Origin of the sequence: Microcoleus sp. CAWBG640 (assembly GCF_020883015.1) — a bacterium.
Classification (GTDB): domain Bacteria; phylum Cyanobacteriota; class Cyanobacteriia; order Cyanobacteriales; family Microcoleaceae; genus Microcoleus; species Microcoleus anatoxicus.
This window is the reverse complement of sequence record NZ_JAHRFC010000009.1, coordinates 1-19,406: the sequence shown is the minus strand read 5'-3', so window position 1 is coordinate 19,406 and position 19,406 is coordinate 1. Positions and strand designations below refer to the sequence as shown.

The 19,406-nt window shown below is 45.7% G+C and carries 17 protein-coding genes; 10 read left to right on the top strand and 7 right to left on the bottom strand.

Annotated features, from left to right (window positions below):
• Positions 1-7: 7 nt before the first annotated feature.
• The 5 genes from AAFP11_RS06865 (at position 8) to cobD (ending at position 6,472) form a co-directional block, all read left to right on the top strand.
• A complete protein-coding gene (locus tag AAFP11_RS06865; protein ID WP_341736351.1) occupies positions 8-934 on the top strand; it encodes a PilN domain-containing protein in 927 nt (308 codons plus the stop codon).
• On the top strand, positions 931-1,758 hold the full coding sequence (locus AAFP11_RS06860) for a pilus assembly protein PilO (RefSeq protein ID WP_341736350.1): 828 nt from the start codon (positions 931-933) through the stop codon (positions 1,756-1,758). The genes AAFP11_RS06865 and AAFP11_RS06860 overlap by 4 nt, the downstream gene beginning before the upstream one ends.
• A gap of 83 nt (positions 1,759-1,841) precedes the next feature.
• Entirely contained in the window at positions 1,842-4,238 is a 2,397-nt protein-coding gene (locus tag AAFP11_RS06855) for an AMIN domain-containing protein (protein ID WP_341736349.1), read from the top strand.
• A 755-nt stretch (positions 4,239-4,993) separates the two neighbouring features.
• A complete protein-coding gene (locus tag AAFP11_RS06850; RefSeq protein ID WP_341734161.1) occupies positions 4,994-5,299 on the top strand; it encodes an HU family DNA-binding protein in 306 nt (101 codons plus the stop codon).
• Positions 5,300-5,317: 18 nt separating this feature from the next.
• The gene (gene cobD / locus AAFP11_RS06845) at positions 5,318-6,472 is read left to right on the top strand and encodes a threonine-phosphate decarboxylase CobD (RefSeq protein WP_341736348.1); all 1,155 of its coding nucleotides are present in this window, start codon (positions 5,318-5,320) and stop codon (positions 6,470-6,472) included.
• 94 nt (positions 6,473-6,566) lie between these two features.
• Here the strand turns inward: cobD and AAFP11_RS06840 are convergent, their stop codons facing one another.
• Positions 6,567-6,695: a hypothetical protein gene (locus tag AAFP11_RS06840; protein ID WP_341736347.1), complete on the bottom strand. Its 129-nt coding sequence runs from the start codon at positions 6,693-6,695 to the stop codon at positions 6,567-6,569.
• 3 nt (positions 6,696-6,698) lie between these two features.
• Between AAFP11_RS06840 and AAFP11_RS06835 the strand changes: the two genes are divergently transcribed.
• From AAFP11_RS06835 to AAFP11_RS06825, 3 genes are all read left to right on the top strand, one after another.
• A complete protein-coding gene (locus AAFP11_RS06835) occupies positions 6,699-8,177 on the top strand; it encodes an NAD(P)/FAD-dependent oxidoreductase (RefSeq protein ID WP_341736346.1) in 1,479 nt (492 codons plus the stop codon).
• Positions 8,178-8,423: 246 nt separating this feature from the next.
• Complete coding sequence (locus AAFP11_RS06830) at positions 8,424-8,639, top strand: type II toxin-antitoxin system HigB family toxin (protein WP_341736463.1); 216 nt, start codon at positions 8,424-8,426, stop codon at positions 8,637-8,639.
• The gene (locus tag AAFP11_RS06825) at positions 8,623-9,042 is read left to right on the top strand and encodes a transcriptional regulator (RefSeq protein ID WP_341736345.1); all 420 of its coding nucleotides are present in this window, start codon (positions 8,623-8,625) and stop codon (positions 9,040-9,042) included. Before AAFP11_RS06830 ends, AAFP11_RS06825 begins: the two co-directional genes overlap by 17 nt.
• On the opposite strand, the gene AAFP11_RS06820 is transcribed toward AAFP11_RS06825, so the two are convergent.
• The 4 genes from AAFP11_RS06820 to AAFP11_RS06805 form a co-directional block, all read right to left on the bottom strand.
• Entirely contained in the window at positions 9,035-9,214 is a 180-nt protein-coding gene (locus tag AAFP11_RS06820; protein ID WP_341736344.1) for a hypothetical protein, read from the bottom strand. The two genes, AAFP11_RS06825 and AAFP11_RS06820, sit on opposite strands and share 8 nt — an antisense overlap.
• A 284-nt stretch (positions 9,215-9,498) precedes the next feature.
• A complete protein-coding gene (locus tag AAFP11_RS06815; RefSeq protein WP_341736343.1) occupies positions 9,499-9,741 on the bottom strand; it encodes a DUF4926 domain-containing protein in 243 nt (80 codons plus the stop codon).
• Between the two features lie 29 nt (positions 9,742-9,770).
• Positions 9,771-10,193, bottom strand: coding sequence for a PIN domain-containing protein (locus tag AAFP11_RS06810; protein ID WP_341736342.1), 423 nt, complete (start codon positions 10,191-10,193; stop codon positions 9,771-9,773).
• Positions 10,180-10,413, bottom strand: coding sequence for a hypothetical protein (locus AAFP11_RS06805; RefSeq protein ID WP_341736341.1), 234 nt, complete (start codon positions 10,411-10,413; stop codon positions 10,180-10,182). Before AAFP11_RS06805 ends, AAFP11_RS06810 begins: the two co-directional genes overlap by 14 nt.
• Positions 10,414-10,419: 6 nt before the next feature.
• Here AAFP11_RS06805 and AAFP11_RS06800 point away from each other — a divergent pair, with 6 nt between their 5' ends.
• Positions 10,420-10,635, top strand: coding sequence for a hypothetical protein (locus AAFP11_RS06800; RefSeq protein ID WP_341736340.1), 216 nt, complete (start codon positions 10,420-10,422; stop codon positions 10,633-10,635).
• Positions 10,636-11,056: 421 nt separating this feature from the next.
• On the top strand, positions 11,057-11,185 hold the full coding sequence (locus AAFP11_RS06795; protein WP_341736339.1) for a hypothetical protein: 129 nt from the start codon (positions 11,057-11,059) through the stop codon (positions 11,183-11,185).
• Between the two features lie 516 nt (positions 11,186-11,701).
• Here the strand turns inward: AAFP11_RS06795 and AAFP11_RS06790 are convergent.
• A complete protein-coding gene (locus tag AAFP11_RS06790; RefSeq protein WP_341736338.1) occupies positions 11,702-18,097 on the bottom strand; it encodes an RHS repeat-associated core domain-containing protein in 6,396 nt (2,131 codons plus the stop codon).
• A 502-nt stretch (positions 18,098-18,599) separates the two neighbouring features.
• The gene (locus tag AAFP11_RS06785; protein ID WP_340526368.1) at positions 18,600-18,914 is read right to left on the bottom strand and encodes a hypothetical protein; all 315 of its coding nucleotides are present in this window, start codon (positions 18,912-18,914) and stop codon (positions 18,600-18,602) included.
• Between the last annotated feature and the right edge of the window lie 492 nt (positions 18,915-19,406).

Sequence of the window (19,406 nt, the reverse complement as noted above, 5' to 3'; positions counted from 1 at the left end):
TAAAGCCATGTACAGCCTAGATATTAACTTTCTCAGAGACCGTCCCGAATACAAACAGGACGAACCCAGCCAAGCTCCAACCAAAAAAGGTTCGGGCTCTACCAAAGACCAACTTCCCTTAATTGGTGCCGTGCTCTTTGCCATGGGCATCAACGTCGCCGTCATGGGTGCCTGGTGGTGGGCCACTAACGAAAATAATGGCTTGAGTGCAGTACAAACAGCCCTCGACCAAGAAGTGGCAAAATTAAACACTCAAGCCAGTGCCATCAAAGCCATCAACAGCGAAACCGATAAAGTTACCGCAGAATACAAAGCATTAGCAGGAGTATTCGACCAAATTAAACCTTGGTCGGCAATGCTGCAAGACCTAAGTAACCGCACTCCCGCTGGAGTGAAAATTGCCAAAATCGAGCAAATAGACCCCAGTCCGTCCCCAGTAGCAGCAGCTCCCCCTCCACCCGCAGCCACCCCAGCAGCCAGCCCGTCCCCAGCCGGAGGGAGTCCTTCCCCAGCAGCCAGCGCTACCCCAGTGGCAGTTGCCACCCCCGTAGCCCCGGTTCAGCCATCAAAGGTAGTAATTTCTGGAGTCGCCAGTACCTTCGCTCAAGTTAACGACTTCATGCTGCTAGTTCAACGCTCTCCTTTTTTCCTCAATACTGATACCAGACTGCTAGCAGCCACCTTAAAAAACAACCCCGCACAAGTACAAGTACGGAACCAAAGCGCCCTAGGTGCGGTAGAAATTCCTAAACTGCGGCCGGTGGTGGAATATAAAATTGAAACCAGCCTCAGTCCGACAGTGGCCTCTGAGTTGCTTCCCGAACTGCGGAGTCAGCAAGCAGATGGGCTGGCAATACGGATAGAAACACTTCAAGAAAAAGGAGTGATAGAAACACCAAAAAGCGAACAAAAAGGAGAAGTTAAAAAACCATGACAGCAGCAAATGAGTTTATTCCCAGCGGAGAACAAGGACAAGATTCATCTAGTCAGGAACTATTCGGGATTAAGCTGACACCCCAAGTTCAAGCAATAGCTATCGCTGTTCTCGGCCTCGGAGTGGCCGGCTACATCGGTACACAGTTTGTGATGCCAGAAATACAGAAAAGCGCCGACATCAAGCAAAAAATTAGCGAAGGGAAAGAAACGCAACTGAACTTGCAAGCTCAAATTAAAAAAAGGGCAGAAGCAGAAGCCAAACAAGAAGAAGCAAAACAGCGCAGGGCAGAGGTGACGGCAATGTTTGCTAGTGACGAGGGTAGCACCACCTTGTTGCTGGACATGAATCAACTGGTGAACAAAATCAACGCAGGCGTACAAGGGGATCAGGGCAAAGCTAAACTCACAAAATTTGAGCCAGATATCTTGCCGGCAACAGCACCGTCTGCTACCGGACCTGGAGCCACAGACCCTGATATTCTAAAAGATACGTCTTTTGGGTCTTCTCTGGCTGGCAAGCTCAGACGCAAAAAATATAAGGTAGAGTTTGAAGGGAATTTTGCTCAAACCCGCAGCTTTATGCGTAACTTGGAATTGATGCAGTCGCTGTTGGTAGTGAGAAATTTGAAATCTGAATTGGCAGAAGCAAATCAGACCATAGAAGTTGACGTTTTGAAAGGGAAAATAGTCCCCATCCAGCCACCGGAAACTAAAATTAAAACTGCTTTTGATTTACACGCACTGCTGCCGTTAAAACAAGAGGAAAAACTGCCGACACCGACTCCAAGTCCCAGTGCAGCGGCAACTCCTGTTGCTAAATAAGCAGCTAGTTAAGCCCATCTAAAAAAACAGAATACCCAGCAGCTAACAGACAATAATTCATAAAGTTTATTTGAGGAGCGAACGTGAAACAGCATCTACGATTAACTGGAGGACTCTTTAGCAGTGTGGCGGGAGTGATGATGGCCCAAGCCCCCGTTTGGGCAGCGCCAACTCAGGTCACAGGAGTGCAAGTAAGTCAAGCCAATAATGGGGTAAATATTGTGTTGGCGACGGAAAAGGGCGATCGCCCGCAAGTCTTCGCCATTAATAATGGCAATACCTACCAAGCCACAATCATCAATACCCAGCTCCGCTTAAGCCAAGGCAGCACATTCCGGCAAGAAAACCCAGCTCCTGGCATTTCTTCAGTAGAAGTCACCCCGGCAGACGCTAACAGCATCCGCGTGTTGGTGACAGGCACTAACGGCGTTCCCAGCGGACAAATCGTTCAGGGACAAGGCAATGGCATCGTTCTGAGCGTTGCCAGACAGGGCGGTACACCGCAATCTACTCAAGCTGCACCGCCACCACCTCCTAGCCTGCCCCTGAGCCAAACAGCCCCTGTGCCGGGTCCCCAAATCCGTACAGCGCAAAACCCGAACGTGGTCTTGCAAAATCCTGAAGTTACAATCACTAGAAACGATCGCCCACCACTCCCCAGCGAAATTCAATCTCCGACAAGTCAGGCCGCGCCTTTCCTACCGCGGGCCGTTGCTCCACCCCTAGGAGATATCTCCGTTTCTAACATCGCTCCAGCGGCGGGAAATATCGAGCTGAGTTCGGGAGAACGCATCCCTCGGTTAGTCCTACGGGATGCCCCTGTTCGGGACGTGTTGGCTCTACTGGCTCGTGCTGCTGGGCTGAATATTGCTTTTACAGGTGGCGGCGCTCCTGGTCAGCCAGGCCAGCCAGCGGCTGCACCGACGGCGGGTGCAGCAGGAGGTTCGGATGAAGGGCCGAAGATTTCTTTGGACATCGAAAATGAGTCGGTGCAGGATGTCTTTAACTACGTACTCCGCCTGAGTGGGCTGCAAGCTAATCGGGTGGGACGGACGATTTTTGTAGGTACTAATCTGCCACTGGACTCGCGGAATATTATCGTTCGGACTCTGCGACTGAATCAAGTTCGGTCTACGGATGCAGCTAACTTTTTGAGCGCTCAAGGTGCCGAAACTCAACTCCCGATTACTCGCGTGACTATTCAAACGGTGGGTCAGGGTAATGCGGCGCGGGATGTGGAAATTCGGGAACCTGATATTAAGGCGATCGGGGCTAAGGATGGCAATGGCCCGTTATTGTTGAGGGGACTGTCGGTGCTGGCCGATGCGAGGCTCAATTCCATCACTTTGGTGGGAGAGCCGCGCAAGGTTGATGTCGCTGTAAATTTCTTGACGCAGCTAGATTTGCGCCGCCGTCAAGTGGCGGTGAATGTCAAGGTGATCGATATCAATTTGTTGGGAGATAACAGAAGTAATAGCAGTTTCTCTTTCGGAATTAATAACAATTTCTTCGTGAATGATGGTGGGTCGGCAAGTCTCAATTTTGGTGGCTTGCAGCCGGCTAGTGGCACCGATCTGACGAATGGTAATCGATCAACTCCGCCGATCGTCACCAACCCCATAGGAACCACTATTCCGAATACCTTCTACGATGCCAACGGCAGGGTTGTTGTACCGTTGACAGGTCAAGGTGTCAACGGTCCAGCTAAAGGTGTGTTCCTCCAGCCGACAGCCCCAATTAGTAATAGCCCCACACAAGTTGGAATTACGGATTACACACCTGGAGGAGCGACCAGTTCGGGAACTGCACTTTTTGGCTTGTTCCCATTGTTGCAGTATCCGAGGAGGTTGCTGTCTGCGTTGACGGCAACTATTCAAAGCCAAAACGCTAAAATCCTGACTGACCCGACTCTGGTTGTGCAAGAAGGGGAAACCGCTAATGTGAATATTACCGATGAGGTGATTAGTAACATCACAACGCAAACGCAGACTACTGGGAATAACAGCACCACAACAGTGACGGCGGTTAAAGACAAGGCTGGTTTGCAGTTGAGTGTGGCAGTCGATCGGGTGGATGACAACGGTTTTGTTTCTCTGCGGGTCAACCCGGTCGTCAGGGGATTGGGTCCCATTCAAGACCTGATCACTGGCGGGAATACCAATAAGATCAGACTGCTTTCTGAACGTTCTTTGCAATCGGGACTAATTCGCCTGCGGGATGGTCAGACTTTGATTATTTCGGGGATTATTAGCGACCAAGAAAAGATTGAAGCAAACAAGATTCCAATTTTGGGAGATTTGCCGATTATCGGTTCGCTGTTCAGGAAGACTAACAAGACTAACCAGCGGGCGGAAGTGATTGTATTGCTGACACCGCAGATTTTGGATGATAGCGATCGATCGAACTTTGGCTATCAAAACAACATCAGTCCCGACGCCCGCCAACTGTTGCAGCGGGGTCAGCCGATCCAACCTAGGTAGTAGTTTGTTGGCGGTTGACAGTTGACGGTTGACGGTTGGTGTCAATTTAAGGTACAACCCATAGTCCGGCAAGGGTTGAAACCCCTGCCTCAAAGCGAAAGTCCTCTCAAGAGGACTGAAGAACTAATTAGTCCTCTTGAGAGCTTTCCACGGAGGCGGATCACCCGTTATGGATGAAAAAACTCTTTCTCCCCCTCTCTCTCCCTTTCTCCCCCTCTCCCCTTCTCCCCCTCTCTCTCCCTCTCTCCCCCTCTCCCCTTCTCCCCCTCTCCCTCTCTCCCCCTCTCCCCTCTCCCTCTCTCCCCCTCTCCCCTGCGAGTTTCTTAGGAGGACAAAATATCTCCTTTTAGCTGTTGACAAATTACATTTTGTTCCTTCTGTTTCTGTTTTGTTCCTGATTTCAAATCCACCGAGGCGAGAAATCGACTCTCCAAGGTGGTATTTTTGTAACCAAATTTATGGATTAATTCTAAAAATTGTCCAAATCCATATAAATTAAAGGTTCCACCGATCCATAACGGTCGGGAAGACTTTAGAATAATGCAGTGAAAATTAGATGCTGTGGGGTTTTCAGCAATTAAAAATGAAAATTCCTTTTCTGACCAATTACTCTAGGGTAGTTAGTATTCAGCAGGAGTTATGATTCGGCGCAGCCGACAGGGGCGATCGGGTACAACCGAAACCTCCCCAAGCAGGGCCGAATCCAGTTGATAACTCACAGCTAATAGTTGAAATCTGTTGAACGTATTTTGCAAATCCAGAAGGAGTTCGTAATGAACAAAGGTGAATTGGTTGATGCAGTCGCGGAAAAGGCTAGCGTGACGAAAAAACAGGCAGATGCCGTTTTGAGTGCCGCTTTGGAAGCAATCATGGAAGCTGTCTCCGACGGCGACAAGGTGACATTGGTCGGTTTTGGCTCCTTTGAGTCACGGGAACGCAAGGCTCGTGAGGGTCGCAATCCCAAAACAGGCGCTAAAATGGAAATTCCGGCTACCAGAGTTCCTGCTTTTTCCGCAGGGAAATTGTTTAAGGACAGAGTTGCACCGGATAAAGACTCCTAAATATCGGCAAACTAAGCTTTGACTAGACCTGTTCACGGTGGGAATTTAGCTTGGGCAGCCACACTGGCTGGTTGCCCTGCTTCTGCTATTCTCGATTTTTCTGCCAGTATCAGTCCTTTGGGCCCGCCTAAGTCGGCTCTGGATGCGATTCAAACACACCTGGGCAGTCTGACTGCTTACCCAGACCCTGATTATGGACAACTGAGGGCTGTTTTGGGTGAGGCTTTGAATGTTGACCCGGATTGGGTTTTGCCTGGGAATGGTTCGGCGGAATTGTTGACTTGGGCGGCTTGGGATTTGTCGAAGCTGGAAGCAACTTATTTGGTGACTCCGGCTTTTGGTGATTACTGGCGGGCTCTTTTGGCTTTCGGCACAAAGGTGCTGGAATGTCCTTTGGATCTTACATCTGGCACCATGGTCAATAACGGGCAAGATGCCCATTCCACAAGAAATGAATTTTCTTGTGCAACAGGCATCTTTCCTCTTCCTAAAGAAGTCCCGGTGCCTCTTGCTCTGAATCGCGATCGAGCTTTGCTGCTGAATAATCCGCATAATCCTACGGGTTTGCTGTTCAGTAGGGAGGCGATTGGGCCTTATGTGGAGCAGTTGGGTCTGGTGGTGGTAGATGAGGCTTTTATGGACTTTCTACCGCCGGAACAACAGGAGAGTTCGATCGATGCTGTGGCGGAGTTTCCGAATTTGGTGATTTTACGATCGCTCACTAAATTCTATTCTCTGCCGGGACTGCGGTTGGGCTGTGCGATCGCCCATCCCGATCGCCTCCGTCGCTGGCAGTTACAGCGCGATCCTTGGCCTGTGAACGCTCTGGCGGCGGCTGCGGCGGCTGCTGTGGTGCGAGATGTTGTTTTTGAACGGCAAACCTGGGATTGGCTACCTGTGGCTCGCCAAGAGCTATTTGAGGGTTTGGCTAGTTTACCGGGTTTGCAGCCGTTTCCGGGGGCGGCTAATTTTTTGTTGGTGGAGTCGTCGGTTTCGGTGGCGGTGATTCAACAAAGTCTGCTGGAACGTCACCGGATTTTAATTCGGGATTGTTTGAGTTTTCCTGAGTTGGGCGATCGCTTTTTTCGGGTGGCTGTGCGCGCTCGGGCAGACAATCTACGACTAATTTCTGCACTTAAAGAAGTCATTTGTCCGTTGACAGTTGACGGTTGACGGTTGACGGTTGACAGTTGTCCGTTGACAGTTGACAGTTGTCCGTTGACAAAAAATAACAAATAACCAATAACCAATAACCAATAACAAATAATTAATAATAACCGACAACTATCAACTGCCAACTGCCAACTGCCAACTGCCAACTGCCAACTGCCAACTGCCAACTGCCAACTGCCAACTGCCAACTGCCAACTGCCAACTGCCAACTGCCAACTGACAATTTATGATTGACTACGATTTAGTAATAATTGGTGGTACGACGGCCGGACGCTATGCTGCTTTGACTGCAAGTGGTTTCCAAGCTCGTGTTGCTTTGGTGGAACCCTTGAGTGATTTACAAAGTTTGCCGACGGCGGGCCAAGATGCGATCGCCTTAAGTTTGCAATACAACCAAGTTTTGAGTGAGAGTGGCCGATTTGCTGAACAAATCACTAACCAGAAATTCGGTGTACGTTGGGACAATACTAATTCGGAAATGCCCAGGGAATTGCGGTTTGATGAGGTGATGCAGTGGACAGAAGGTGTTGTTTCTAATTTGTCCCAAATCAACGATTTGGGTATTTTGGCGACTCGCGGGGTTGATGTTATTTGTGGTGATGGCGAGTTTGTGGTGAAACCAGATTTGGCTTTTGCTGTCAATGGGCGGAAATTGCGATCGCTTGGTTATTTGCTGGCTTGTCCCAGTCTCCCGGCGATTCCCCCTATTGAAGGACTTTTGTCTGTTGGTTATTTCACTTCGGAAACTGTCTGGAAATTAGCAAAACTTAAACAAGTTCCTAAAAGTTTGGTCGTAATTGGTGCAGATCCTAGCGGTGTCGAAGTGGCTCAAACTTTTGCTCGATTAGGGGTGGCTGTGACGCTGGTGGTGAAGGGTTCGCGTATTTTGGCGAAAGAGGAGCCAGAGGCTGCTGGCTTGGTTCAAGCTGCGATGGAAGCCCAAGGAGTGCGGATTTTGACGGCTACTGAGGTGACTCAAACTAGAGCGATTGATGGGAGGAAGTGGGTTCAAGCGGGGGATTGGGCGATCGAAACTGAGGAGATTTTTATCGCTGCGGGGCGCAAGCCTAATTTTCAATCATTAAATCTAGAAGCGACTGGTGCTAAATGCAATCACCAGGGATTGATTTTAAATGAGAAATTGCAAACAACTAATCCTCAGATTTATGGAATTGGTGATGTTGCTGGCGGTTATGCGTTCCCTCACATTGCTAATTCCGAAGCTTTGGTGGCTGTGAAAAATGCTTTGTTTTTGCCGAGGTTAAAAATTGATTATCGCGGGATTCCTTGGGCTATTTTTTCTGAACCGCAGTTGGCGAGGGTTGGTTTGACTGAGGCGCAAGCAAGGCGTCGTTTTGGTGATGATATTATTGTGAGTCGGGAATATTTTAAGAATGTTGAAAAGGCTCAAATATGTGGGGAGATGACTGGTTTTTGTAAGATTGTGGGACGGGGTAATGGGGAGATTTTGGGGGCGAGTATTGTGGGGCCAAATGCTGCTGAGTTGATTCATGTTATGGCTTTGGCTGTGCGTCAGGGAATGACTGTTGGGGCGATCGCGGAACTTCCTTTTATTGGGTCTACTTTTTCGGAGATTACTGGGAAAACTGCTGCGGCTTGGGAATTAGAGCGTTTCCGTCGCAATACTTTTATGCGTAATTTATGGGAAAATTTGTTTCATTGGCGCAGGTATTGGAAAAGGTAGTTTTGGGAGTTGGGTATTGGGTATTTTTGGGTTTTGATGCCATACATTCTGCCAGTGTTTAGGACAAGATAAATAAAGGCGATCGCACTTACAAATGTTTATAATATGACAAATGCGTAAGTTCCGAGCAAAATTTGGTATAGTTTAGAAAAAAAGGGTGAAATGCGTGTTATCAGCCGAAAAATCCTACGAGATTTCTGTGAAAGCCATGCGGATTCCTGTGATGCACTTTATGACTGGTATAGAGTGTCAAGTAAAGCCCAATGGCAGAACCTAATTGATGTTCAGCAGATTTATCCAAAAGCTGAATCAGTCGGAAATTTTACCGTATTTAATATTAAGGGAAATCGATATCGGCTGATAGTTGATTTGGTTTACGATTCTCAAAGGATCTACATCAAATATGTTTTGACTCACGCTGAGTATGATAAGGATGAGTGGAAAAATGATCCGTACTTTTGATGCAAAATCTTATACAGATTTACTTGTTCGATATCAACCAAAACCGATCGCAACGGGCGCAGAAAACGATGCAGCGATCGCTCTCGCTTGCGAACTGGAACACCGCCCTGCGCGATCGCCGGAGGAAGATCTATTTCTGGAGCTTTTAATAACGTTGATTGAAAAATTTGAATCTGAAAATTATCCAATGACCGCAGGGAACTCTGCCTCTATGTTGCGACATTTAATGGATGCGAGAAATTTAGATAAATCTGACTTGATTCCATTTTTTGGAACAGAAAGAGAGGTTGAGGAAATTATGGTTAATCGAAGGGCGATCGAAATAGATGAAGCCAGAAAAATCGCCGACTTTTTCCAAGTCGATATTAGTTTGTTTCTCGAATCGCGATCGCAGCCTATCTAACAGCAACAGCGATCGCCCTTCCCATCCAGAAAGGCGATCGCACTTCACAAAAGAAAAGCGATAGCGATATTTTCGTGTCCAATGCGATCGCCCCCACATTGATATTGACATCAAAGGAATTGCGCTTTTTCACCCCAGATAAACATGGATGAAAAAACCGTATCGCGTACATTGTTGTAGCCAGTTTCACGGTTGGGTGGGGGCGGGTTTATCAAGATTATCTGTGGGTGACAGAATCGATCTGTTAACCCGCCCCTACAAATTTATCCTCATATTTTACAGGCCTGTAGGGGCGGGTTCGCCTAGATATTTGACACCCATCGACAAATTATATAAACCCGCCCCAACCCCCACCAACAAATGATGCAAACTGGCCTGACAATTATCAGTTAAACCTGAAAGAGATCGGAGCGATCGCACTTCGCAAAAGAAAAGCGGTGAGTATTAGATATTGATTTATGCAGCCTCAGTCAAAGTCCTGACACGCAAAACTTCATTAGACATCAACGGTTCTATTTCCGACTCAGCTAAAGTAATTACAGCTATAGTTTCACCTAAAGCATTAAAAACTTCAAGACTGTAGCCATCCTCATCGGGGTGGGGATGATGCTCAACAATAGTGGCAATATCTCCTCGACAGAGTTTGTACTTGGGTACATCTGCTCGTAATGCTACTCTTTTAAACAAGGGAAATTTCATTTTCATAACTCCTTATTAGGATAATGAATTTAAACTGTCCAATCTTCAGCACGTAATTCCTGAATCTGCCCGAAGTCTGTTAAGTTACGAGTGAGAAGTATCGCATCATTAGCTATGGCGATCGCCGCAATCTTCAAATCCATCGAACCCAGGCGAGGATACAGCTTTTTCAGACGTTGGAATTCGGTAGCAGACTTTTCATCAAACTCAATGACTGAGATAGCACAATAATTTTCTAATTGCTTTTTCAAGCGTTTATAAGCTTCAACTTGTGCTTGAATCGATCTGGATCTGGCAAGATAGCTCAACCAACCGCGCATTTGTTCTTCATAGCTGATAATGGTTACTGATAACTCATCGGCTTGCAGGGTAGAGAGTTTAGCTAACAAACGCCGTGCATTTTCCCCACTATGTTCGAGGATACTTAAAGAATCTGTATCAAGAATGTACATGATTAGCCTTGCGTTTTAGGGGAGATCGACGGCGGAGCGATCGCCGATATTGATGACCCAATTTCATAGCTTCATTGTAAACTGAATCTTGGGCGAAAGTCCCTGCGATTTTTTCCCACCAAGGCGTTACCGGAACTTCTGGACTTGCTACCTTCTGTCTAATCTGTACGACTTCAGCTTCTAGCGCGGCGACTCTTTCTTCAATTGACAAGGTTGACATGGTGGATTGACCTGGATTTTAGGACAATATCAGTCTATCATTTTTATTTACAATGTGTGGAATGAGCGATCGCACCTCACAAAAGAAAAGCGATCGCCCTTTTTTACCACAGATAAACATGGATGGAAAAACCGTATCGCGTACATTGTTATAGCCAGTTTCACAGTGTGGTGGGGGCGGGTTTATCAAGATTATCTGTGGGTGACAGAATTGATTGGTTAACCCGCCCCTACAAATTTATCCTCATATTTTACAGGCTTGTAGGGGCGGGTTCGCCTAGATATTTGACACCCATCGACAAATTATATAAACCCGCCCCAACCCCACCAACAAATGATGCAAACTGGCCTGACAATTATCAGCTAAACCTGAAAGAGATCGGAATGATCGCACTTCGCAAAAGAAAAGAGATCGCGTACATTATTCTAGCAAGTTTCACGGTTAGGTGGGGGCGGGTTTATCAAGATTATCTGTGGGTGACAGAATCGATCGCTTAACCCGCCCCTACAAATTTATCCTCATATTTTACAGGCCTTGCAGGTTGGGTTCGCCTAGATATTTGACACCCATCGACAAATTATAAAAACCCGCCCCAACCCCACCAACAAATGATGCAAACTGGCCTGACAATTCTCAGCTAAACGTGAAAGAGATCGGAACGATCGCACCTCACAAAAGAAAAGCGATCGCGTACATTATTCTAGCAAGTTTCACGGTTGGGTGGGGGCGGGTTTATCAAGATTATCTGTGGGTGACAGAATCGATCGCTTAACCCACCCCTACAAATTTATCCTCATATTTTACAGGCCTTGCAGGTTGGGTTCGCCTAGATATTTGACACCCATCGACAAATTATCTAAACCCGCCCCAACCCCACCAAAAAATGATGCAAACTGGCCTGACAATTATCAGATAAACCTGAAAGAGATCGGAGCGATCGCCCTTCGCAAAAGAAAAGCGATCGCGTGCATTATTCTAGCAAGTTTCACGGTTGAGTGGGGGCGGGTTTACAAAGATTATCTGTGGGTGACAGAATTGATCGCTTAACCCGCCCCTACAAATTTATCCCCATATTTTACAGGCCTGTAGGGGCGGGTTCGCCTAGATATTTGACACCCATCAACAAATTATATAAACCCGCCCCAACCCCACCAACAAATGATGTAAACTGGCCTGACAATTATCAGCTAAAACTGAAAGAGATCGGAGAGATCGCACTTCGCAAAATAAAAGCGATCACGCTTCAAAAAACCTGTAGGGGCGAAGCAAGGTATTTAATCAGCTTATATTATTTTATTATATTTAATTGCTGACCAATTAACCTTGGATCTCGAAGTAATGTATCAGGAGGGTTTTCATAAATAGGATTTTTGACAATCTGCGGGCGATTGAGATTTATATTTAATCGCTGAGCAGTTAACCCTTGCCCTGAAAATCCAGGAGGGTTCTTAGGAATAGGAACTTTTGAAATCTGCTGTCCAGCACGATTTAGGGTCTGCTGTCCAGCACGATTTGTTAAAGAGGAAAGCACTTCACCGATTTCTTCAACAACTTTAGGTGTACTCTTTACCAATTCTTTACCCAGTTGAAGTATTTCGGGACCAAATTCAAGGAGTTTTAATGCTGTGCCACCTAAAGCGCCGAAGAAAGCACCTTCAAGTGCTTTTTTACCCGTTCTTTCAAAATCATAATCATAAAAGCATCTTCCTTCTGTTTCATATACTTGTTGAAGGAAGTCTAACGCAGCATTCAACACGGCTCCCTCCAAAGCAAGCCAAGCAACTTCAGCAATAACAGCAAGCAACAGTGGAAGAATTTTTCCTGTAGGATCGGTAAAATTCACAGGATTCCCACTTACATACCCATACAAATTCGCATCCCCACCATCAAACCCAATCGGATCTTCACTCAAAAACTTACCCGTCCCCGGATCGTAATACCGTGCCCGATTAAACTGTAACCCAGTCTCCCGATCAAACTCCCGACCCGTAAACAAATAGCGACTACTCGCATCAGGATTACTCTGCGATAACACATTCCCAAACGAATCATAAATAATATGATTCTGCACCGCACCGCTATTATCAACTAAATCAGAAACACTACCCAAATGATCCGTCAAATCCCACAACACCTTACCATTAGCATCCTCTTGAGCTAATACTTGATCCGTTCCTGGGCCATGCAAATACCGCCGATCCAAAACAGGCGATTTCCCACCATTTCCATCATTATCCACAAAATCAGCATAGACATCTTGACCGTCATAGACAAAATCCGTAATCTTATCTCCCACCTTCTTAGTAATACGCCGATCGAACGCATCATAAGTAAACTCAACTCGCTGAGTTTCTTGACCTCCCGCCGCCTTATCAACCACCGCCACCAAACGGTTGCGATAATCCCACTGATACTCTTGTAACTTACCAGTTGCTATCTCAGTTTTACGGATTAAATTACCCTCATTATCGTAAGCATAGCTGAATTGACCATCAGAACGTAACTGATTTTGCGGGTCAGTTTCATATTGCAGATTCCGGCGATTTGACACACCCGTATTCGCAGCAATCCGATTCCCATTAGCATCGTAAGAGTAGGCTTCCGCAGGTTTAACCGGGTTATTAGAATTAGCCGCAACTAACTGACCATTCTTATCGTAACTGTAATTTGTTGCCCCATCCTGATTACTAATTTGATTAATCCGACTCGCATCATCATAACTCAAACTGTAGGATTTCGGCGCAACTGTGGCATTACCATTCGTCATGCTAGTCAAGCGATTTAAAGCATCATAGGTGTAATTAGTCCCCATCACTAACGATTTGCCAGTAACATCCGAATAACGGTTAATTGATGCTAATTGACCGACTTGATTGTAGCCAAAACTGACTAATTTATCATCCTTGACACCATTGCCACTTTGAGAAATTGCCGTCACTCGATTTAGCGGGTCATAAGCATAACTATTCACCCCGCCACCGTTAATATTATCGGCAACAAAACGCACATTCCCCACACCATCATAGGCATAATTCAACAAAACATTAGGCGCATTTGGCGTACCAGCATTATTCACAGATGTCACGCGATCGCGCCCATCATATCCAAAGGCCAGGGAACTAAATTTATCCTTAGTTGCCGTTAAATTCCCTACCTTATCGTAACTGTAATTAATCGTTTGATCGTTACCAACCCAAGTTTCCGCCGTCAAGCGATTCAGATCGTCGTAATTAAACTCAGTGCGGCGTTCATTCCGGTCAGTTTTGGCAGCCAAATTATCATCTAAATCGTATTCGTATTGAATCGAATTGCCAAAGGGTTTAGCACTGCCAACATAGCTAACATTTGGTTGACTGCGGTTGTAGAAACCAACCTTACCAGCACCTAAAGGATTGCGATCGGTAACGCTAATCTTATTAATCTCTTTGCCACTGGCATCATTAATCTTAATCTCGATTTTACCGTTAGCTTGATAGTTCAAAGAAAAGCCATATTGTGCGTTATCTTGCCATCCCGTACCCTGTCCAACTTTACTCGCTAAAACTTGCACGTTAGGCGTATTTTGTCCCGCCCTCAACTGACTAGCAATATCCGCATCAGGCACTTTCGCCGCCCCCGTTACCTTCAGTAACTTAATCCCTTCTTCTGCTTTGCCAAAAATATCCTGTTCCGTTTGTTTCCAAGTCAAAACATAGTAACTATCCGGTTTCCCACCCTGTAGGGGCGGTGCCGATTGGCTGCCCGCCCCTGATTGCCCATTTTGTGGTGGTGTCGATTGGCTGCCCGCCCCACCTTCAGTTTTCAACCCAAATACCATGCCAATCCAATCATCATCTGCACTGGAATTAGTCGAAATTTGAGCAAAAAACTCGCGATTAATCGCATCGAAATCGCTGACAAAAAATGTCGGTGTCGCATTCGTAGATTGATTAACATTCTTTCCACCTCCAGCTAACTGCCAATTAGGAGGAAACTCAGTCTTATCAACAGGATTAGTCGTAGTCAGAGTTTGCCACTTACTCAGATCGTACCGCGAATCCTTCACCTCAGAAGTCAGGCGATCGCGAGAATCGTAACTAAATAAAGTCGCATTCCCAACAGGGTCGCTAACTCCCGTAAGATTGTTATTAGCATCATAGCTAAAACCAGTATATCCCTTGTTTGGGTCAATCGTTTGAACCATGCGATTTCGGGCATCATAAACATTTTTTGTTTCATTACCAAGCGGATCGACAATTGATACCACATTACCAACCGCATCATAAGTAAACAAACTTGCTTTCTGGTTCGGATCGACAGTTTTGCGGAGGCGATTCAGCTTGTCATACTCATTCTGAGTGACATTACCTTTTGCATCTTGTGTCGTTACCAAATTGCCCGTTTTGTCATAATTAAAAGTTGTCGTATTCCCCAAAGCATCTCGCACTAAAACAGGTTGATTCATGGCATTGTATTGGTACTCAGTGCGATTGCCATTTTCGTCAATACTTGCCGTCAAATTACCAGCTTGGTTGTATTCAAACTGTTGTACAGCTTGTTCCGGCTTGCCTTTAGCAAAGACAGTTCTAATTAACCGCCCTTGGGTGTCATAATCATTGTCAGTCACGCTGCCAAGGGGATTAGTAATGATATCAACTAATCCCTGTTGCGTGTAGGTAAATTGACTAACAAGATCGTCATTTCCTCCCACTTCACCCACGACTTGAGTAATTGACCGCACATTACCATTTGCGGGGTCAATATCGTAAAGAACTTTATGCCCTAATTCATCAGTAACGCTAGTTACCTGATTGAATTTACTTTCATAGGTAAAGACTCGCCCTTGACTATCTTTACTTGTCTTCGATAACGCATCTTTAGCGGTTAATAAATTACCGCGATCGTCGTAACTAAACTCACTCACATTTCCTTTAGCATCAGTTTGTTTTGTTACCAAATTCTTGTCACTGCGTTCAACAGTTGGTAACTGACCAACTTTATCAGATGAGGCAATAACTTGACCTCTTTGATCGAGGATATTAGTAATCGCATTTCCATTAGCATCAACATATTCTGCTTGCACCGTTGTTGCCTTCGCTTCAACAGTTTGCACAGGAGGTGCATTCGTCGGGTCAATCGTTGCTTCTGGGCGATATAAACCCTGTACTTGAACAGGAGTTACATCAATGGTTTTACCATTCTTTTGAATGGCTTTATCAACCCTGCCTGCGAAATCGTAAATGTCCTGTTCGCGATTGCCCCGCTTATCAGTTTCAGCCGTCATCAAATGTTTGCTGCTGTACTCCCAATTGCGCTGAGAACCATCGGGATCGGTAATTTTAGTCAAATTACCATCTTTGTCATATTCCATCTGAGTTACGCGGCCCGCAGGGTCAGTCATTTGACTTACTTTATTTCCCGAATAAGTCAGCGTTGTTGCCAAACCTACGGGGTCAACAACCTGTGTCAGACGATTAGTATTATCGTAAAGGTAGCGAGTTTCATTACCCGTGCGATCGCGCACGCTTGCCAATTTTAATGCTGCATTAAAACTGTAAATTGTTTGGTCAGTCATCGTCCGTCGGAACGTCCCATTACTCAACCTTTCTAACTTAGAAAAATCGCCCGCAGGCGCAATATAAGCCCCACCCGCTGCTGTCGGCGGTTTAAACAAAACTTCGGTGCCATTGCCATCAATTAACAGTACGGAACCATCTTCATTTCCTGTCAATTCTTGCAAACCAGCGATTCCCCAACCGCTACCAAAAGGACTATTCATGCTGTTAACCACTACCAGCTTATCCTTGCTAGTCGCGATCGCACCTGTAAAGCGATTGTCCGTTAATTGTCGCAGTCCCGTTTTCAATTCATACTCGTATTGACCCGAAGGCAAGAAACTCAAATCAGCCTGCAAAGCCGCATCAATATTAATCCCAGAAGTCGGCGAACCCGCAGGAATTGACCAGAAATTTTCTCCCCCCTTCAGTCCAAAATCACTCCCACTATATCCCGGCACTTGATACTCAAAATCCTTACTCTTAACGCTCATTTGAGCAATCAATTTCAAAGCCGGATTCGGAGGCACGGTATCATATCCAAAATGTACGATCGGCTGGGGATAGGCCCGCATAGAATCATATTGTAACGTCAAACCCCGACTCGCACCTTGGGATTGATAGGGGACTAAATCGTGAGTTTCTAAAACCGCACCCGAATGTAGTTCTACTTCAGAAGTAGCAGGCAAGGGACAAGATTTGCTATCCTTTTCATTGTTAGGATTTTTAGATGGATCGTTCGCGTTTTCTGGCGGTGCAAAAAAGTGCCAACTGCTATTCCGAATCCCACCTTCAATGGTAGCAATAGTTTTACCATCATCACTCACCTTACCCTTACCAACATTATCAAACAAACCAGTGGCAGGATTAATTGACCACAAATCGGTTATCGTTCCCGGCTTCAAATTATTAGTATTAGGCAGCGACAGAGGTGCAGGTGTCAAAAACTGCGTTTCTGCTGGCTGAATTGTCACGACAAGGCCGGGAGTTAGATTTTCTGGCAGTGCCGCAGGAGTCAACTCAGTCGGCACTTGACTAATACTTAACTGACCTGTAAATGCTCCCCCTGTTTGACTTTGCAGAGTACCAGACTTAACTTCTACCGTCGCACCTAAAGAGTTGTTAGTAACAGTGATATCCCCAGCAGCATTAGTTGTCTGAGTATTTGATTTCAAGTCTAGCTGTGGCAAATAAATCGGGCGTTTGATGTCATTTTTAGTTCCATTAAAAGCTTCCCTACCCAACATCAACGGCAATTTTTCAGCAACAAATGGATAGGCAACTACACCCTGGAGCTTTTCGCCTCTGACTTTGATGGTATCGCTAGGAAAAGCGCCATTAAATTCAAAGTTAAAGGAACCATCAGGGCCAGTAACAGTTGTTAAATTTCCCAATTCAATTGGCACTCCCCGCAAAGGTTCTTTATCTGTATTTTGAACAATGCCAGACAATCGTGTCTTGGGATTGGGATCTGGGATAATGTTCAGCGTTACCGTTTGAAAAGTTTTCAATTCTCCATCGGTGGCAACTAAAGTAAACTTATAAGTTCCTACCTGTGCTGGGGAGGGTTGAAAAACAAGCTTGCCACTGCCTTCGAGTTTGCCGGGAAATTTGGGAGAGTTGGCATCTATAGAAAAAGTAACTCGATCGCCATTAGGATCGGTGGCTATCAGCGGTAGTTCTAATTCATCTCCTGCTATCACCGTTATCGGTTTAACTGACTCAAAAATAGGTGCTGCCGGAGTTTGTAAATTGATTTGACTGGCCGCAATACTTCCCCCAGTCAATTTATCTATGGCAACTGATTCGCTGGCATTACTAGCTATCTTTTTAGGAGAATTTAACCCTGTAATATCGACACTTGCTAAATTATCAACAGCAGTTTCTGGCTTACGTGCAAATATATTATTGCTACTATCACTTAGTACACTTAGTAGTAAACTATCGTTGTTTTTATCATCAACTATCTTTGGGATTTCCTGGCTGTCAAGGATACTAGAGCTTTGACTCCCCGGCAAAAAACGATCGCCTAAATTTATAGGTAATTTCTCAGTACCTTGAATTCCCAAAATATCATCTTTTTTGACAGTGCTGCTGAAAATGTCAGCATCGGGATTGCCAAAAGATGTGCGATCGGGTAAAAACACCATATTTTTTTCCTCAAAAAAACTAATTGTTGCCAAAAAATAAAAGGCCAGAGAAGGGGTGGACGGGGAGGGTAGGACAGTGGTGGCACTACCCCTACAAAACTATGATCTATCTGACAATGAAACAGCCCTGGGAGAAGGGTCGATCGCACATAATGCGAAAACACCACTTCCCCAGCCCACCGCTGAGCCTCTCGTCAGTCTCGAACTAGGTTTTGTGTTTATTTAGTTGATTCAAACTTTAACGCTGACAGCTCTCTCAGCCTTGCAGCGCAGATGCACTTTTGCTTTATGCACCTTAAATTGATAAGGTACACCATCTTAGTCGATTTGTCAACATCCTAAAGGGATAAATAACACAACGTAATTAAACGTAAAACCCTCGCATTGTTAAATACCCGACTGCTTAAAGAAATCGGGTATCTGAACATTCTGTTTTTGTGAGGAGACTCTCTATCTCATTACCCAAGTCAGGTAGCCCGATTGCGAAATAGCTCGATCGCACCTACTTCCTCGAACTCCACTTACTAACTTCTTCATCGTCAATAAAAAACTTATAATAAGTCGAACCCTTGACAATTACCCGAATCACATTGCTCTTTTCCCTTTCACTTTCAATTGTCACCTTCCCAAACCCAGTTTCTTGCCAAGTTTCCTCCAGAATCTTCTCAACCTGGTCAAAAACTTGTTTAACAGTATGTCTTTTAACGTTGTGCGATGATGACATATTTGGTTTCACCTTCTGATTAGATTTAGATTGACTACCGTCGTTCCCTACTTCACAAGCCCCATATCCTTCTTCATCCTCAATCAAACTCATCAATTGTCCTCCCTCAATATTAGTCTCTATATATATTTCGGAAATGACCTATCTTTTTTACGCATAATTGCAGATTTTGTAACAATCATTTACACGATCGCCCTATCTCTCACTATCTATCCCAAAAAGTTAATTGAGTTTTACACCCAAAAACCGGATTTCTTACCTAGATGCTGCATTTCAGCCTTCAACTAGAACCAAAAACTCCGGTTTCTGTAATATTTACACCTAATATTCCGATCCCCCTCGCATCCCAACCCCCCCCTGCCCCCCCCAAGGGGGGATGCGGAAAGGGGGACTTTGAAAGCGCTCTTGTCCCCCCCCCTGCCCCCCCAAGGGGGGATGCGGAAAGGGGGACTTTGAAAGCGCTCTTGTCCCCCCCCTGCCCCCCCAAGGGGGGATGCGGAAAGGGGGACTTTGAAAGCGCTCTTGTCCCCCCCTTACTAAGGGGGGATGCGGAAAGGGGGACTTTGAAAGCGCTCTTGTCCCCCC

Coding starts and splice junctions, on each gene's coding strand:
- AAFP11_RS06805 (WP_341736341.1), bottom strand. CDS start 10,413: ATGTCAACCTTGTCAATTGAAGAAAGAGTCGCCGCGCTAGAAGCTGAA.
- AAFP11_RS06815 (WP_341736343.1), bottom strand. CDS start 9,741: ATGAAATTTCCCTTGTTTAAAAGAGTAGCATTACGAGCAGATGTACCC.
- AAFP11_RS06825 (WP_341736345.1), top strand. CDS start 8,623: ATGATCCGTACTTTTGATGCAAAATCTTATACAGATTTACTTGTTCGA.
- AAFP11_RS06835 (WP_341736346.1), top strand. CDS start 6,699: ATGATTGACTACGATTTAGTAATAATTGGTGGTACGACGGCCGGACGC.
- AAFP11_RS06865 (WP_341736351.1), top strand. CDS start 8: ATGTACAGCCTAGATATTAACTTTCTCAGAGACCGTCCCGAATACAAA.
- AAFP11_RS06790 (WP_341736338.1), bottom strand. CDS start 18,097: ATGGTGTTTTTACCCGATCGCACATCTTTTGGCAATCCCGATGCTGAC.
- AAFP11_RS06785 (WP_340526368.1), bottom strand. CDS start 18,914: ATGAGTTTGATTGAGGATGAAGAAGGATATGGGGCTTGTGAAGTAGGG.
- AAFP11_RS06810 (WP_341736342.1), bottom strand. CDS start 10,193: ATGTACATTCTTGATACAGATTCTTTAAGTATCCTCGAACATAGTGGG.
- AAFP11_RS06820 (WP_341736344.1), bottom strand. CDS start 9,214: ATGTACGCGATACGGTTTTTTCATCCATGTTTATCTGGGGTGAAAAAG.
- AAFP11_RS06860 (WP_341736350.1), top strand. CDS start 931: ATGACAGCAGCAAATGAGTTTATTCCCAGCGGAGAACAAGGACAAGAT.